The sequence below is a fragment of the Citrobacter sp. Cc139 genome, from assembly GCF_030334645.1.
Taxonomy (GTDB): domain Bacteria; phylum Pseudomonadota; class Gammaproteobacteria; order Enterobacterales; family Enterobacteriaceae; genus Citrobacter; species Citrobacter werkmanii.
Map to the genome: position 1 here is coordinate 201,054 of NZ_JAOWDM010000093.1, position 15,952 is coordinate 217,005.

At 51.0% G+C, this 15,952-nt stretch carries 11 protein-coding genes and 1 pseudogene; 6 read left to right on the forward strand and 6 right to left on the reverse strand.

Going from position 1 to position 15,952, the window contains the following annotated elements; genetic code table 11:
* Window positions 1-3 precede the first annotated feature (3 nt).
* Window positions 4-1,545 carry an exopolyphosphatase gene (gene ppx / locus OGV69_RS22320; RefSeq protein ID WP_038642590.1) on the forward strand — a complete coding sequence of 514 codons (1,542 nt, stop codon included), beginning with the start codon at window positions 4-6 and terminating at the stop codon, window positions 1,543-1,545.
* Here the strand turns inward: ppx and OGV69_RS22325 are convergent.
* Window positions 1,525-3,795 carry a bifunctional diguanylate cyclase/phosphodiesterase gene (locus OGV69_RS22325; protein WP_069324465.1) on the reverse strand — a complete coding sequence of 757 codons (2,271 nt, stop codon included), beginning with the start codon at window positions 3,793-3,795 and terminating at the stop codon, window positions 1,525-1,527. The two genes, ppx and OGV69_RS22325, sit on opposite strands and share 21 nt — an antisense overlap.
* Before the next feature lie 347 nt (window positions 3,796-4,142).
* Between OGV69_RS22325 and OGV69_RS22335 the strand changes: the two genes are divergently transcribed.
* The 4 genes and pseudogenes from OGV69_RS22335 (at window position 4,143) to OGV69_RS22350 (ending at window position 7,122) form a co-directional block, all read left to right on the forward strand.
* Window positions 4,143-4,346, forward strand: coding sequence for a YfgG family protein (locus OGV69_RS22335; RefSeq protein ID WP_071888163.1), 204 nt, complete (start codon window positions 4,143-4,145; stop codon window positions 4,344-4,346).
* A 434-nt stretch (window positions 4,347-4,780) separates the two neighbouring features.
* Window positions 4,781-5,004: pseudogene (locus OGV69_RS22340) on the forward strand (mechanosensitive ion channel domain-containing protein); the annotation flags it as partial.
* Window positions 5,005-5,265: 261 nt separating this feature from the next.
* Window positions 5,266-5,934: a YaaW family protein gene (locus OGV69_RS22345; RefSeq protein WP_051594537.1), complete on the forward strand. Its 669-nt coding sequence runs from the start codon at window positions 5,266-5,268 to the stop codon at window positions 5,932-5,934.
* A 33-nt stretch (window positions 5,935-5,967) separates the two neighbouring features.
* On the forward strand, window positions 5,968-7,122 hold the full coding sequence (locus OGV69_RS22350; RefSeq protein WP_069324464.1) for a hypothetical protein: 1,155 nt from the start codon (window positions 5,968-5,970) through the stop codon (window positions 7,120-7,122).
* A 445-nt stretch (window positions 7,123-7,567) separates the two neighbouring features.
* Here OGV69_RS22350 and guaA read toward each other — a convergent pair whose 3' ends face one another.
* Window positions 7,568-9,145, reverse strand: a complete 1,578-nt coding sequence (gene guaA / locus OGV69_RS22355) for a glutamine-hydrolyzing GMP synthase (protein WP_038642595.1) — start codon at window positions 9,143-9,145, stop codon at window positions 7,568-7,570.
* Between the two features lie 69 nt (window positions 9,146-9,214).
* The gene (gene guaB / locus OGV69_RS22360) at window positions 9,215-10,681 is read right to left on the reverse strand and encodes an IMP dehydrogenase (protein WP_038642597.1); all 1,467 of its coding nucleotides are present in this window, start codon (window positions 10,679-10,681) and stop codon (window positions 9,215-9,217) included.
* A gap of 160 nt (window positions 10,682-10,841) precedes the next feature.
* Here guaB and xseA point away from each other — a divergent pair, with 160 nt between their 5' ends.
* Window positions 10,842-12,215: an exodeoxyribonuclease VII large subunit gene (gene xseA / locus OGV69_RS22365; RefSeq protein WP_069324463.1), complete on the forward strand. Its 1,374-nt coding sequence runs from the start codon at window positions 10,842-10,844 to the stop codon at window positions 12,213-12,215.
* Here the strand turns inward: xseA and OGV69_RS22370 are convergent.
* The 3 genes from OGV69_RS22370 to der form a co-directional block, all read right to left on the reverse strand.
* A complete protein-coding gene (locus tag OGV69_RS22370; protein ID WP_074458516.1) occupies window positions 12,212-12,427 on the reverse strand; it encodes a zinc ribbon domain-containing protein in 216 nt (71 codons plus the stop codon). The two genes, xseA and OGV69_RS22370, sit on opposite strands and share 4 nt — an antisense overlap.
* A gap of 139 nt (window positions 12,428-12,566) precedes the next feature.
* A complete protein-coding gene (locus tag OGV69_RS22375; protein WP_069324461.1) occupies window positions 12,567-14,108 on the reverse strand; it encodes a peptide MFS transporter in 1,542 nt (513 codons plus the stop codon).
* Between the two features lie 299 nt (window positions 14,109-14,407).
* Complete coding sequence (gene der, locus OGV69_RS22380; RefSeq protein ID WP_038642605.1) at window positions 14,408-15,880, reverse strand: ribosome biogenesis GTPase Der; 1,473 nt, start codon at window positions 15,878-15,880, stop codon at window positions 14,408-14,410.
* Between the last annotated feature and the right edge of the window lie 72 nt (window positions 15,881-15,952).

Consider the following 15,952-nt stretch of genomic DNA (forward strand, 5'->3'; position numbering starts at 1 on the left):
GATATGCCAATACACGACAAGTCACCACGACCGCAGGAATTTGCTGCGGTCGACCTGGGTTCAAACAGTTTTCATATGGTCATTGCCCGCGTGGTTGATGGTGCAATGCAAATCATCGGACGACTGAAACAACGCGTACATCTGGCGGATGGGCTCGGCGCAGACAACAAGCTGAGCGAAGAAGCAATGGAGCGCGGATTAAGCTGTTTGTCGCTTTTCGCCGAACGACTGCAAGGTTTTCCCCCGTCGAGCGTATGTATCGTGGGAACCCATACTCTACGTCAGGCGCTGAACGCGACCGATTTTCTCAAGCGCGCAGAAAAAGTCATCCCCTACCCGATTGAGATTATTTCTGGCAATGAAGAAGCACGTCTGATTTTTATGGGCGTTGAACACACCCAGCCGGAAAAAGGCCGCAAGCTGGTTATCGATATCGGCGGCGGCTCAACGGAACTGGTGATCGGCGAAGATTTCGAACCCAAACTGGTCGAAAGCCGCCGTATGGGCTGCGTTAGTTTTGCTCAGATGTATTTCCCGGGCGGCGCTATCAGTCGGGAAAACTTCCAGCGCGCCCGCATGGCGGCAGCGCAAAAACTTGAAACACTAACCTGGCAGTTTCGCATTCAGGGCTGGAACGTTGCGCTGGGCGCGTCGGGTACCATTAAAGCGGCACACGAAGTGCTGCTGGAGATGGGGGAGAAAGATGGTTTTATCACCCCCGAACGTCTGGAAAAACTGACCGCTGAAGTGCTGAAGCACGCGTCATTCGATGCGCTCAGTTTGCCGGGACTGTCAGAAGAACGAAAAGCGGTGTTTGTACCCGGGCTTGCTATTTTGTGCGGCGTTTTTGATGCGCTGGCGATTCGCGAGCTTCGGCTGTCCGATGGCGCGCTACGTGAAGGCGTGCTGTATGAAATGGAAGGCCGTTTTCGCCATCAGGATGTACGCAGCCGCACCGCCAGCAGCCTGGCGAATCAGTACAACATTGACAGTGAGCAAGCCCGGCGTGTGCTGGAAACCACCATGCAGATGTATGACCAGTGGCATATTCAGCAGCCAAAACTGGCCAATCCCCAGCTGGAAGCGTTACTGCGCTGGGCTGCGATGCTGCATGAGGTTGGGCTGAATATTAACCATAGCGGCCTGCATCGCCATTCTGCTTACATTCTACAAAATAGCGATTTACCGGGATTCAATCAGGAACAGCAACTGATGATGGCAACATTAGTTCGTTATCATCGTAAAGCGGTGAAACTTGATGATTTACCCCGCTTTACGCTGTTTAAGAAAAAACAGTTTCTGCCGTTAATCCAGCTATTGCGTCTGGGGGTGTTACTGAATAATCAGCGTCAGGCGACAACCACGCCGCCGACCCTGACCCTGCTAACCGAAGACAACCACTGGACCTTACGCTTCCCACATGACTGGTTCAGCCAAAATGCGCTGGTACTGCTCGATCTGGAAAAAGAGCAGCAATACTGGGAAGCGGTAACCGGCTGGCGTCTCAAAATTGAAGAAGAAAGCTCACCCGATATCGCAGCATAAGCTCTTAACAGGTGCCGGCTCGTCTGGCACCTGCTCTTCCAGCGTTTCGCGCAGCGGCAACGGTTTGCCAATCAAATACCCCTGCAGGTAATCAATTCCCAGCGAAATCACCGCGCTGCGTATTTCTTCGCTTTCGACATACTCCGCAACCACCAGCATTCTTTTCATCCGCGCCAGATGACAAATGGAGGCCACGATTTGGTAATCGAGGCTGTTCGAAACGATATTACGAATAAAACTGCCGTCAATTTTCAGGATATCGGCATTCACATTTTTCAGTCGCGCATAGCTGGCATATCCGGTGCCAAAATCATCTATCGCAATCTGACAGCCCAAAGATTGCAGCTGTAGTAACGTCGCCTGTGCCTGTTCCGCATTGGTTAAGGCATTGCTTTCCGTCACCTCAAAGATGAGTTGCCAGGCTTCAACTTTGTATTTCGTCAGTAATTGATTGATGTCATGCGGAAGCCGGGCACGGCATACCGATGTAGGTGATAAGTTAATGGCAAACCGACGGGCAGGCATTTGTTCCCGATTCCGCGCCATAAATTTCAGCGTGTTTTCAATCACCCACATGTCGATGCTGGATGACAAACCAAACTCGTGCGCTACCGGCAAGAAATTATCCGGAGCGATAGTTTCACCGTCATCCCCATGAAGTCGCAGCAGAATTTCATGATAGACATCGCCACGCACGCCAGCGATCGGCTGCGCCATCAGGAAAAAGCGATTGTGCTCCAGCGCCTGCTGCAGACGGTTCATCATCGCAACCTTATCTTTCAGGTCACGTTGCAAGTGCATCACGCCGCGTCGCTGCATATTTTCTGGAGAATTGGTCGCCAGAGATATTTCGGCAATGGTGCTTAACTCACCGAGCAATAAATAAATGTGGTTAACCGGAGCGCGAACATAGCAAAAGCTGATGCCAACCTGCGGCTGTAAAGGCATGCCATCCCAGATAAAGCGGAATTGCTTAATATGCCTGTCCAGGGCTTCAATGCGCTCCTGATGAGCCTCTGTGTTAAAACGCAAAACGAGATCATTACCCGATAATTGATAGACATGCTCATCCGGTTCTAACAGAGGTGTTATCCACTGGGCGAGCTTTTGCTTGTACTGGATACGCAGCATAATGCCGTAATTTTTCACCAGCAGTTCCATGCCGGGCACGCGCAAAAAGCAGAGCACTGACCAGGGCGCTTTTTTCAAATCCCGATTCAACGCACGCAAGTTTGGAATATGTACCATTGGATCGAAGAATGCCAGACGATGGTTCCGTCGGGTAACAAACCGCTGGCGCGTTGCCAGTACGGCAATGAAATTCACTATAAAGGAGAAAACCAGATAGCTCGATGAGGTAATGGCAAGCTGGGTATCATAGCCCGAATACCAGGGCATATAGCGCTGATAATAATGAATTGCAGTAATAAGTACGACTGACCATATCACCGAAATAAATCTATAACCGTAACGCATTGCGCCCCATAGCATAACGGGCAGTAACAGTGACAAGGTATAATTCGTGCTAAATATTGAGCTTTGTTCATTTAGCGGCATACACAACATTGACATAAATGCGGCCAATATAATCGACCAGACTGCAAGCTCTGTTTTGGTAACTTTGCTGTCAAACTGCTGCTTTAACTGAGAAAAATAGCCTCTCAGGTGCAATGGATTGCGAATCGTTCGAATAATAAGATAGCACAGTGGTACCCCAACCAGATTCCCCGCCAGCATAGCCTGATAATTGATTAACGTGCCGGTGTTAAAGGGCATTACGCCCACCATGCCTGATTTGCTCTCATAGACGCCCACAAAGGCGGCAAACTGGAAGAGAATCAGAAACAGCGTTGCCGGGCAGAACACCTGCCAGAACATTCGCTGAAACATCAGGTGAGAATCGCCGTGCGAAACATTGTTTCGCCGGGGAACGAATACCTTATACCCGCCCCAACTAAGCACTAGCGTAATTATAAAGTGAGAAATTATTGAGAGTGTTTCAAATAGTCCAACCTGCGGATATTTATACCAGATTATGGAAATGATAATTCCTGGCAATGCCGCCCAGCCAAAAAAGAGCATCAGACTAATCATCAGCGCCAATGGCAGATAGAAAAGTATTACGGTCCCCGTACTAATATGGGCATAGGTGTTGGCAGTGCTCAATATAGGCAACAGCAAAGAAGGCAAGATGAGAGGTAACGCCCACCATCTATCTCTAATACCAATATATTTTTTATTGAGTTTCATAGATGCTCAGTAGAATCCCACACATCCTGTAGGGGGTATTCAGACAGGCATCCCACCTGACTTTAAATCGTTAAAGTAATACATCATATTGATTCATCAATTCTAGTTGTCAGCAAAGGCCGACGTTTGATACATATCAAAAAAAATGCCCCTCATTAATCAATTATTACTCTTTTCATTATTTTTTATCGTTAATTCATTATTCGCGCAAATAATCATATTAATTTCCATAACATAAGGGGATAAAACAACTGAAGCAATTTTACATAACGAAGAATTGACCATTCCCTCACAGTATGCCTTAATGTGAGTATCGCCCATGTCGGGCACACTACAAGGAACCTTTTGTGAGCCAGGTTACCAGCCTACGCAAACGACACCGATTTAACAGTCGCATGATCCGGATCGTACTGCTTATCAGCTTCCTCTTCTTCTTCGGACGCTTCGTCTACTCCGCCATTGGTGCGTGGCATCACCACCAGGACAAAAAAGAATCTCAGCAGCTAACCCTGCCGCAACAGACCTCCCCAGCACAAACAGCCCCACGTTAATCGCTCGCAGACCGCGTTGATGTCCTGACCCTCAAGATTCCTTACCGGATGGCTAATCGTCTGACAGTTAACCATCCGGTAAGGGATTTGTGTTCCCTCCCGTCACTACTTTTATAATGCCACATACTCCCCCAGCAAATCATTTTTTGATTTCCGCACAATTGCACAATATTTTCGCTCCTCGTCACCACACTATTGGCACTGAGTTACTATGTTTCTGTGTATTGGAGATAATAAACGTAAACACAGTTCAAATAGTCACTCGCCGATAGCATTAGTTAATATAAATAACGCACACATTAATATTTAAAATGTAATCACATATTTATATAAGATTTTGGTCTTTTATATTCAACAAGGTAATACGATGCAGGGCTTTACATTATTTCCGAAAATACGAAGCGGTATTGAATGACTCCCTGGGCACAGCGATGCTATCCAACATCGCCGCTGGTGTATTGTTGGTTTCCCTGCGACCTTTCCGCGCCGAAGAAATCGTGCAGATTGGCACTGTTACCGGGACAGTTGAAAAAGTGCATCTTTTCTCAACCCCCTACCCACCGCTGATAGTAAAGAGGTGGTGATCCCTAACGGCAAAATCATCTCTGACAATATTGTTAACTACTCTCGCCCCCCGTTTCGCCGCACCGACCAGGTCGATTGTCGATTAAAATACGCTGGCAGGGGGTTATTCCCTCTGCTGGACCACATTAACGTTGATTAATAGCTTAAAAACCCACTCTTAAATAAAATTTGAAAATTAAATGCTAAAAAAGAGACCGTAAATATCATCATCGTTACATGTTTCCATGTCTCACATTACAGGCTATAAAAAACAACCTCCCCCCCTCCCCAACATATCTGTACAATACTCTCTATCGTTTTCTATGCGTTATTCATGATGAAGGAATCCATAAAAATGGAACAACCGGTCAAATGTGACCCACATATCCTGTCGTTACTGAAAAAAACCTCCCTCAATCACATTGACTATCTGGTCGACGTTCTGACAGACAACGGCAAGGGCCGGGTAGCATTATCATCGTCCGTTAAGGACTTACTACTCGAAGAGAAGGCAGAACGGGACTACAGCGAGCATGGACTGCGGCATCTGCTACATGAATTGCAGGAATATGGCGGACACTCGCTCGTTAATATTTTCCGCAGTGAGCCGTTGCCTTATTCTGAGTTATTAACCGATGTTCATAAAAAGCTCAATGGCAAAGACAGCAAGAAAAAAAATAACGCCACAAAAGAGCGGGAAATCGTCCTAAGTTTGTTTGGTGATGACTGGCAGTCATTAGCCGATCATGAACGTTGGGAGCGCTGCACAGAAACGAAAGTTGTCTCCGGTTTTTTCAAGATGCAGGATAATCTGCGCATCAACGATAAAGGGGTTGTTATCGGCCTGTCAACTGCGGCAAGCGTAGCGGCATTTGCCGCACTCCGCTTACATCCCGTCACTGCTATCGTCAGTACGATTGGCCTTGCTAACCAAACGCTTGGGGAGGCATACCGGGTGACAATTCCGTTCATTGCCCATATCGCGATGCTCAACATGCTTTACTCGCCCAAAATAGCGCAGTAAAAATACCGTAACTAACCCAGCAGAATTCACCCTATGTCAACTTTAGCGAACAACAATCAGATAGCTGAGCAAGAAGCGGCCTTCGAGTTGGACATCGTCGACGCGCAAAATAATCCCCTGGTGAAAATACACAGCCAGCCTGGATGCTGGCAAGATATTGCGCAACAGGACTCGCAGACGGAACTTGATCCCAGCAGCATTTCACTCTTTAACCACTGGCTCAGTAGCGTACCCACCGTCGCCACTGCCGTTGCAGGTAACGCGACACAATTAATGACCTGTTCTTTCGAATACAGCCAACTGGTACAGGCGAAAGATGGCAGCGGAGCAATCGGCGCGGTACTTAATCCAGACACCAACAAAATTGGCGCACAAGCCCGATTTCACGAAGCTGAAAATCTGAAGTCGCTGGTCAATGCCAGCCTGGTTTTTAATATCGCGTCACAACTTCTGGCCCAAAAACATCTTGCCGATATTAATGAGAGGCTGCGGATCATCGAACAAAAGATCGATTCGATTAAAAGCCATCTTGAACAATCGCGCCTCGCGAAGATCCAGGCTTTCCATGAACATCTCAATATTATCGGTTTATTACTGAGCCGTAATGACATTATCACCAAAGAGTCGCTACTCAACCTGGCCAAAAGCGCGCAGGAAGTACGCTCGCAGGTTAAGCATCTTGAAAAGGATATCACTCAGGCATATCGAGAAATTGAACAATTTGAACCAACCAGTTGGTTTGGATCTGACGATCTCCGGGAAGCGCTCAAACTGAAAATCAGTAATGTTGAACGGTTGCAGCGTGAGTATCTGACGGGTATGCAATGTTTGTTGGTGGCTAATCTCATCCTGTTCATCAAGCATGACGGCAACCAAGAATTTGTCCTGACAAGCGAGGTCTATTTAAAAGAACTGAATGCCAGCAACGGCATATTTCAGCAATGGGAAAAAATAAAACGTAAAGTCGCCCATCATCTCAGCAAGATGAAGCCGTTATTTGAACGAGCAAGCAGCACCCAGGCAAATGCCTTACAGGTAGAACGCAAGCTAAATCAAACGGATAGCCTGCTTAATACTGATAACGTTTTACTTACCCAACTCGGCGAACGCATCCAGGCAGCCCAATCACCGCAGGTATTGTTAGAGATTGTGGATAATAAGGTGCTGAGAGGTCGCTTTTTGCGTTAGCGCACCGGCGCTAACTAATCGTCCTGAATTGGCTATACAATACGAGATGTCGCGGCTGGAAGCAGCGGCATCTCGCCAACCAAGCGGGTGAAGGCATGCTGGCTGTGTTTTCCACAAATTATTGATATTTGGCAATCTCATTCTAATGGCGATCAACTTGAAATATACGCTGTAAATTCCGCAAAGAATATATCCAGTTTTAGTAATAAGCAGGACATGGAGTCCCGGAAGTAATCAATATGGATATTCATTATTATTAAATGACTTTATTATTAAATGGCTTTCTTTATGACTCGACCTGGTTCGACGATTACGTCAAATTTACCGTCAGGAACTGTGCGCCGCATAGAAAATTCATGAATGCACATAAAGAAAAACCCCCTGTAAAAACAGAGGGTTGATTGCAGTTTTACCTGTTCATGAAAACTCAGGAAAGGTTATCGGCTTATTCCCACTCAATCGTGGCTGGCGGCTTACCGCTGATGTCATACACCACGCGAGAAATGCCGTTCACTTCGTTGATGATGCGGTTAGAGACGCGGCCTAAGAAGTCATACGGCAGGTGCGCCCAGTGTGCGGTCATAAAGTCGATAGTTTCGACCGCGCGCAGGGAGACAACCCAGTCATATTTACGGCCATCACCCATCACGCCAACGGAACGTACCGGCAGGAATACGGTAAACGCCTGGCTGACTTTGTTGTACAGGTCAGCTTTGTGCAGCTCTTCAATGAAGATAGCGTCCGCACGACGCAGCAGGTCGCAGTACTCTTTCTTCACTTCACCCAGCACACGAACGCCGAGACCCGGGCCCGGGAACGGGTGACGGTAGAGCATGTCGTACGGCAGGCCCAATTCCAGACCGATTTTGCGCACTTCGTCTTTGAACAGCTCACGCAGCGGCTCAACCAGCCCCATCTTCATCTCTTTCGGCAGACCGCCCACGTTGTGGTGAGATTTGATGACGTGTGCTTTACCGGTCGCGGAAGCGGCAGATTCGATTACGTCAGGATAGATAGTCCCCTGGGCCAGCCACTTCACATCTTCCAGCTTCAGCGCTTCTTCGTCGAACACTTCAACGAACACACGGCCGATGATCTTACGTTTGGCTTCCGGATCGTTCTCGCCTTTCAGCGCTTCCAGGAAGCGCGATTCGCCTTCCACGTGAACAATGTTCAGACCAAAGTGGTCGCCGAACATGTCCATTACCTGCTGGGCTTCGTTCAGACGCAGCAGACCGTTGTCCACGAACACGCAGGTCAGGTTTTTACCGATTGCGCGGTGCAGCAGCATGGCGGTTACGGAAGAATCCACGCCGCCGGAAAGGCCGAGGATCACTTTGTCGTCGCCAACCTGCTCGCGAATACGGACAACGGCATCGTCGATGATTTTCGCCGGAGTCCACAGCGCTTCACACTGGCAGATATCGCGTACGAAGCGCTCCAGCATGCGCATACCCTGACGGGTGTGGGTTACTTCCGGGTGGAACTGCACGCCGTAGAAGCGTTTTTCTTCGTGCGCCATAATGGCGAACGGGCAGGTCTCGGTGCTGGCAACGGTGACGAAACCTTCCGGGATCGCGGTTACTTTGTCGCCGTGACTCATCCATACGTCGAGCAGCGGTTTGCCGTCGGCGGTCAGAGAATCTTCGATACCGCGAATCAGCGCGCTGTCGGTCTGTACCTCAACCTGGGCGTAGCCGAATTCACGCTCGTTAGAACCTTCAACGTGGCCGCCCAGCTGCATTGCCATGGTCTGCATACCGTAGCAGACGCCGAAGACCGGCACACCGGCGTTGAAGACGTACTCAGGCGCACGCGGGCTGTTTGCTTCGGTGGTGCTTTCCGGGCCACCGGAGAGGATGATGCCGCTCGGGTTGAACTCACGGATTTGTGCTTCAGTAACATCCCATGCCCACAGTTCACAGTAGACGCCCAGTTCACGTACGCGACGTGCAACCAGTTGGGTGTACTGCGATCCGAAATCGAGGATGAGAATGCGATGTTTATGAATATTGTCTGTCATTTGACGATAATTCCGAGGCAAGTGAAACAATAACAAAACGCCCGGTTTAAAACCGGGCGCGGAAACTTATCAGGAGCCCAAGCGGTAGTTCGGGGACTCTTTGGTAATGGTCACGTCGTGAACGTGGCTTTCCTGGATACCCGCACCGCTGATACGCACGAATTCAGCCTTCGTACGCAGCAGGTCGATGGTACCACAACCGGTCAGACCCATACAGGAACGCAAGCCACCCATCTGCTGGTGAATGATCTCTTTCAGGCGGCCTTTATACGCTACACGGCCTTCGATACCTTCCGGCACCAGTTTGTCAGCGGCGTTGTCGCTCTGGAAGTAACGGTCGGAGGAACCTTTGGACATCGCGCCCAGGGAGCCCATACCGCGGTAGGATTTGTAAGAACGGCCCTGATACAGTTCGATTTCGCCCGGAGACTCTTCGGTACCCGCCAGCATAGAGCCAACCATGACGGCAGCGGCGCCAGCGGCAATCGCTTTAGCGATGTCGCCGGAGAAACGGATACCGCCGTCGGCGATAACTGGAATACCGGTACCTTCCAGCGCTTCAACCGCGTCTGAAACGGCAGTGATCTGCGGAACGCCCACGCCAGTGACGATACGGGTAGTACAGATGGAGCCAGGGCCAATACCGACTTTCACCGCGCTGCAACCAGCTTCGGCGAGTGCGCGAGCGCCAGCGCCAGTGGCGACGTTACCACCGATGATTTGCAGGTCAGGATATTTAGCACGGGTTTCACGGATACGTTGCAGCACGCCTTCAGAGTGACCGTGAGAGGAATCGATCAACAGTACGTCAACGCCGGCAGCAACCAGCGCGTCAACACGTTCTTCGTTACCTGCACCTGCGCCTACAGCCGCGCCGACACGCAGACGACCATGCTCGTCTTTACATGAGTTCGGTTTACGTTCTGCTTTCTGGAAATCTTTAACGGTGATCATGCCGAGCAGGTGGAAGCTGTCATCAACAACCAGCGCTTTCTCAACGCGCTTCTCGTGCATTTTGGCCAGCACGACATCACGCGCTTCACCTTCACGAACGGTCACCAGGCGCTCTTTCGGCGTCATGTATACGCTAACCGGCTGGTTCAGGTCAGTCACAAAGCGCACGTCACGACCGGTGATGATGCCAACCAGTTCGTTGTCTTCAGTCACTACCGGGTAACCTGCAAAACCGTTACGTTCAGTCAGTTCTTTCACTTCACGCAGGGTGGTGGTTGGCAGCACTGTCTGCGGGTCGGTTACCACGCCAGATTCGTGTTTTTTCACGCGGCGGACTTCTTCCGCCTGGCGCTCGATAGACATATTCTTGTGGATAAAACCGATGCCGCCTTCCTGTGCCAGGGCAATCGCCAGGCGCGCTTCCGTCACGGTATCCATTGCTGCGGAGAGCATAGGAATGTTCAGGCGAATCGTTTTGGTCAGCTGAGTGCTAAGGTCAGCCGTGTTCGGCAGAACGGTAGAATGAGCGGGAACGAGGAGGACGTCGTCAAACGTCAGGGCTTCTTTTGCGATACGTAGCATGGGCAATATCTCACCTGGGAGGTTATTAAATATTGCCGCGGCATTATACAGAGCGTAACCGATTGCATCCACACTTTTTTGCAAAAAAACCTTGCGCTCCTCTGTGAGCATGTTACTTTCGACTGAATAACCTGCTGATTTAGAATTTGATCCCGCTCACATGTTATCCTCTCAGACCTCCTCAATTTTTACCGTAAGCCGCCTGAATCAGACGGTTCGTCTGCTGCTTGAGCAGAAGATGGGACAAGTGTGGATCAGCGGCGAAATATCGAATTTCACCCAGCCCTCTTCCGGCCACTGGTACTTCACCTTAAAAGACGATAACGCCCAGGTGCGCTGCGCGATGTTCCGCAACAGCAACCGCCGGGTGACGTTCCGTCCGCAGCACGGTCAGCAGGTACTGGTACGCGCCAACATCACGCTGTACGAACCGCGCGGCGATTACCAGATAATTGTTGAGAGCATGCAGCCCGCGGGCGAAGGGCTATTACAGCAGAAGTATGAACAGCTGAAAGCCAAACTGCAGGCGGAAGGGTTGTTCGATCAGCAATATAAGCAACCGCTGCCCTCCCCGGCCCACTGTGTCGGGGTGATTACCTCGAAAACCGGCGCGGCGCTGCACGATATTCTCCACGTTCTTAAACGCCGCGATCCGTCGCTGCCAGTGGTTATCTACCCTACCGCGGTACAGGGCGACGACGCGCCGGGGCAAATCGTTCGCGCCATTGAACTGGCAAACGCGCGTGGCGAGTGCGACGTGTTAATCGTCGGGCGCGGCGGCGGCTCGCTGGAAGATTTATGGAGTTTTAACGACGAACGCGTGGCGCGCGCAATATTTGCCAGCCGCATTCCGGTGGTTAGCGCCGTCGGCCACGAAACCGACGTCACTATCGCCGATTTTGTCGGCGACCTGCGGGCGCCGACGCCGTCGGCGGCGGCGGAAATCGTCAGCCGTAACCAGCAAGAGCTACTGCGTCAGGTGCAGTCTGCCCAGCAGCGTCTGGGCATGGCGATGGATTACTACCTCGCCAACCGCACCCGTCGTTTCACGCAGCTTTTCCACCGCCTCCAGCAGCAGCACCCGCAGTTGCGTCTGGCGCGCCAGCAAACTTCTCTGGAACGGCTGCGTCAGCGCATGAGCAGCGCGCTGGAAAACCAAATAAAGCAGGCGAATCAGCGCCAGCAACGTATGCTGCAGCGACTGAATCAACAAAATCCACAGCCCCGCATTTATCGCGCGCAAGCCCGTATTCAGCAGTTGGAATATCGTCTGACGGAGAATGTACGCACACGTATAAGCGAACAGCGAGAGCGTTTCGGCAACGCGGTTACCCATCTCGAAGCGGTCAGTCCGCTGGCGACGCTGGCGCGCGGCTACAGCGTTTCTACCACCACGGGCGGCGGCGTACTGAAACAGATCAAACAGGTCAGCGCAGGCGATGTCATCACCACCCGACTAGCAGATGGCTGGGTGGAAAGCGAAGTGAGGGGCGTAACGGCGGCGAAAAAAACGCGGAAGAAAAAGCCGGTTTAAACCGGCACATACTCCACGCGTTTTTTCGAAATCAGCCCATGGCCATGCTGACAGAAATAATCCACCGCGCCACAAGCCTTGAGTACTTCGAGTGGTTGATGGCACTCTGGGCAACGTGCTTCCAGTTGAAAATCTTTTTGGCAACTCTCACAGCGCGCCGCACCGTTTTGTGGCTCCAGTTCAGCGTGGCAATCCGGACAAATGATAGACATTGCAACTCCAGTACAGGGATCGATTCTTGCGTTGAGTTTAACACGCTGCGCTGAATGTCGCCCAGGTCCAACAAAACGTCATACCTCATCAATTGAATGACCGGGGCATAGTTTCTGCCCCGGCATAATCGAGGTGTTATCAGGCGCTGGTTGCCGGTTTAGTTTGCGTATTTTCCAGCATGCGACGAATAGGAACAATAAGGACAATCAGGACCGCGGCGCAGATCAGCAGCGCAATCGAGCAGCGAGCGAAGAGATCCGGCAGCATATCCAGTTGGTCAGCCTTCACATGACCGCCAATCAGACCTGCGGCCAGGTTACCCAGCGCACTGGCACAGAACCACAGGCCCATCATTTGCCCACGCATTCTTTCCGGCGCCAGCAGCGTCATGGTCGCCAGACCGATCGGGCTCAGACACAGCTCGCCAAGCGTCAGCATCAGGATACTGCCTACCAGCCAGAATGGAGAAACGCCCGCCCCGCCGTTGCTGAGAACGTTTTGCGCCGCCAGCATCATCAGGCCAAAGCCTGCCGCCGCACACAAAATACCGATAACAAACTTAGTGATGCTGCTCGGGCGAATGTTCATACTCGCCAGCTTCGGCCACGCCCAACTAAATACCGGCGCCAGCAGGATGATAAACAGGGCGTTTATCGACTGGAACCAAACCGCCGGAATTTCAAAATCACCGATCATACGGTTAGTGTAGTCGTTGGCGAACAGGTTGAACGAGGTGGGTTTTTGCTCAAACGCCGACCAGAAGAATGCGGCGGAAACCAGCAGGATAAAGCAAACCAGCAGTCTGGCGCGCTCTTTGCGATTCAGGCCGGCAAAGATGAACAGGTAGATAAAGTAGAGCGCAACAGAGGCGGCAATCACGTACACCAGTATGCTGGCAACCGCGACCGGATTAATCACAATCACGCCCTGCGCAATCAGCGTAACGATAATCGCCACACCGACAGCCAGCGCGAGTAGCCATGCGCCCACACCGTTACGCTTCACTACCGGGCTGTTCCAGGTCGAGTCCAGTCCCACTTCGCTGTCGTAGCGTTTCATCGACGGAACGGCAAACACACGGAAGATGATTAACGCCACCAGCATCCCGATACCACCGATACCAAAGCCCCAATGCCAGCCATGGGTTTTAATCAACCAACCGGAGATCAAGGGGGCGATGAATGACCCCATATTGATGCCCATGTAAAACAGCGAGAAACCGCCGTCACGACGCGCATCGCCTTTTTTATACAATGTGCCAACCATGACCGAAATACAGGTCTTAAACAGACCGGAACCGAGCACGATAAACATCAGGCCGATAAAGAACAGGTTGTTACCCATAATGGCCGAAAGCGCAATCGACAGATGACCAAGCGCAATCAGGATGGAACCGTACCATACGGCTTTCTGTTGGCCGAGCCAGTTATCCGCCAGCCAACCACCAGGCAGCGCAGCGAGATACATCGTACCGGCAAAAATACCCACAATCGCCGAGGCGTTTTCACGCGCCAGCCCCATGCCGCCGTCATAGACGGTAGCCGCCATAAACAGGATCAGTAATGGGCGAATGCCATAAAACGAGAAACGCTCCCACATCTCTGTGAAGAACAGCGAGCCGAGCGGATAAGGATGACCGAAGAAAGTTCGGCTTTCTTTTTGATTAACAGAGGATTGCATAATTCTCCCGAAAGTTATGTCGTCGTGCGTGTAAACACCGCATGTACGCCAGCCAGTTACGTATCTGACCGATTTTTTACATGCGGCGAAAAGTTATTTAACCATTTGATAACCTAAGGCTAGTTTTGTCTAGTACCAACCCCCGGACTTTAAGATGAAAACTCGACAAATGTCTACTTTCTTAGATTTAAACTTGGTAAAAAACGAATAGTGATTGACATCGCGCGGGCTGAGGCTGGCGATGGAATACCGAAAAAAAACCCGCGACAAGCGCGGGTTTTTATCAACATCAGCAACGATTATTTGCTTTTTTTAATGTGCTTAATCAAACGCTTACGTTTACGCATCTGGGTCGGCGTCAGCGTATTACGTTTATTCGCAAACGGGTTTTCCCCTTCTTTGAACTGAATGCGGATCGGAGTCCCCATCACGTCCAGAGTTTTGCGGAAGTAGTTCATCAGATAGCGCTTATATGAATCCGGCAGATCTTTCACCTGATTGCCATGAATCACCACGATCGGCGGGTTATAACCACCGGCATGGGCATATTTCAGTTTCACGCGACGACCACGTACCAGCGGCGGCTGATGATCTTCTACCGCCATGGTCATGATACGCGTCAGCATCGCGGTACTAACGCGACGGGTGGAGCTGTCGTACGCTTCGCGGACCGATTCAAACAGATTACCGACACCGCTACCGTGCAGCGCAGAGATAAAGTGTACGCGCGCAAAATCAATAAAGCCCAGACGGAAGTCCAGCGTTTCCTTGACCTGCTCTTTCACTTCCTGCGTCAGGCCGTCCCATTTGTTGACGACAATAACAAGTGAGCGCCCACTATTGAGGATAAAGCCCAGCAGCGACAGGTCCTGATCGGAAATACCTTCCCGCGCATCAATCACCAGCATAACCACGTTGGCATCTTCAATCGCCTGCAGCGTTTTGATGACTGAGAATTTTTCTACCGCTTCGGTAATTTTCCCGCGCTTACGCACGCCAGCGGTGTCGATCAGCACATATTCACGTTCGTCGCGTTGCATCGGAATATAAATGCTGTCACGCGTGGTCCCTGGCATGTCGTAAACCACCACGCGGTCTTCGCCGAGAATACGGTTAGTCAGTGTGGACTTACCTACGTTCGGACGCCCGACAATCGCCAGCTTGATCGGCAGATCCTGCGGGTTGAAGTCGTCTTCAGGCTCTTCTTCACCGTTTTCTTTGGCTTCCAGTTGCGCCCAATATTCCGCATCTTCATCGACTTCTTCCTGCGGTGCAACGTCATCCATCCACGGCAGCAGAACATGCTCCAGCAGGCTGAGAACGCCGCGACCATGGGAGGCAGCAATCGGATAAATTTCACCCAGACCCAGCGAGTAGAAATCAACAACCGCCTGATCGGGATCCAGTCCGTCCGTTTTGTTGGCCACCAGGAACGTCGGTTTCTGGCGTGAACGCAGATGTTTAGCAATGGCTTCATCCGCTGGCATCAGGCCAGCACGCGCATCCACCATAAACAGTACAACGTCCGCTTCTTCGATAGCCAACAGAGACTGTTCAGCCATGCGGGTTTCAACACCGTCTTCCGTACCATCAATACCGCCGGTATCAATACAGATAAACTCGCGGCCTTCAATTTCCGCACGACCGTACTTACGGTCACGAGTCAGACCCGGGAAATCCGCAACCAGCGCATCTCGGGTGCGAGTTAGACGGTTAAATAACGTGGATTTGCCAACGTTAGGGCGCCCGACAAGCGCGACCACAGGTACCATGTTTAAAGCCTCATTTAAAAAATCATCAGACAACGCGCACATTTTTGCGCCGTTGTTAAAAACAGTAAAACG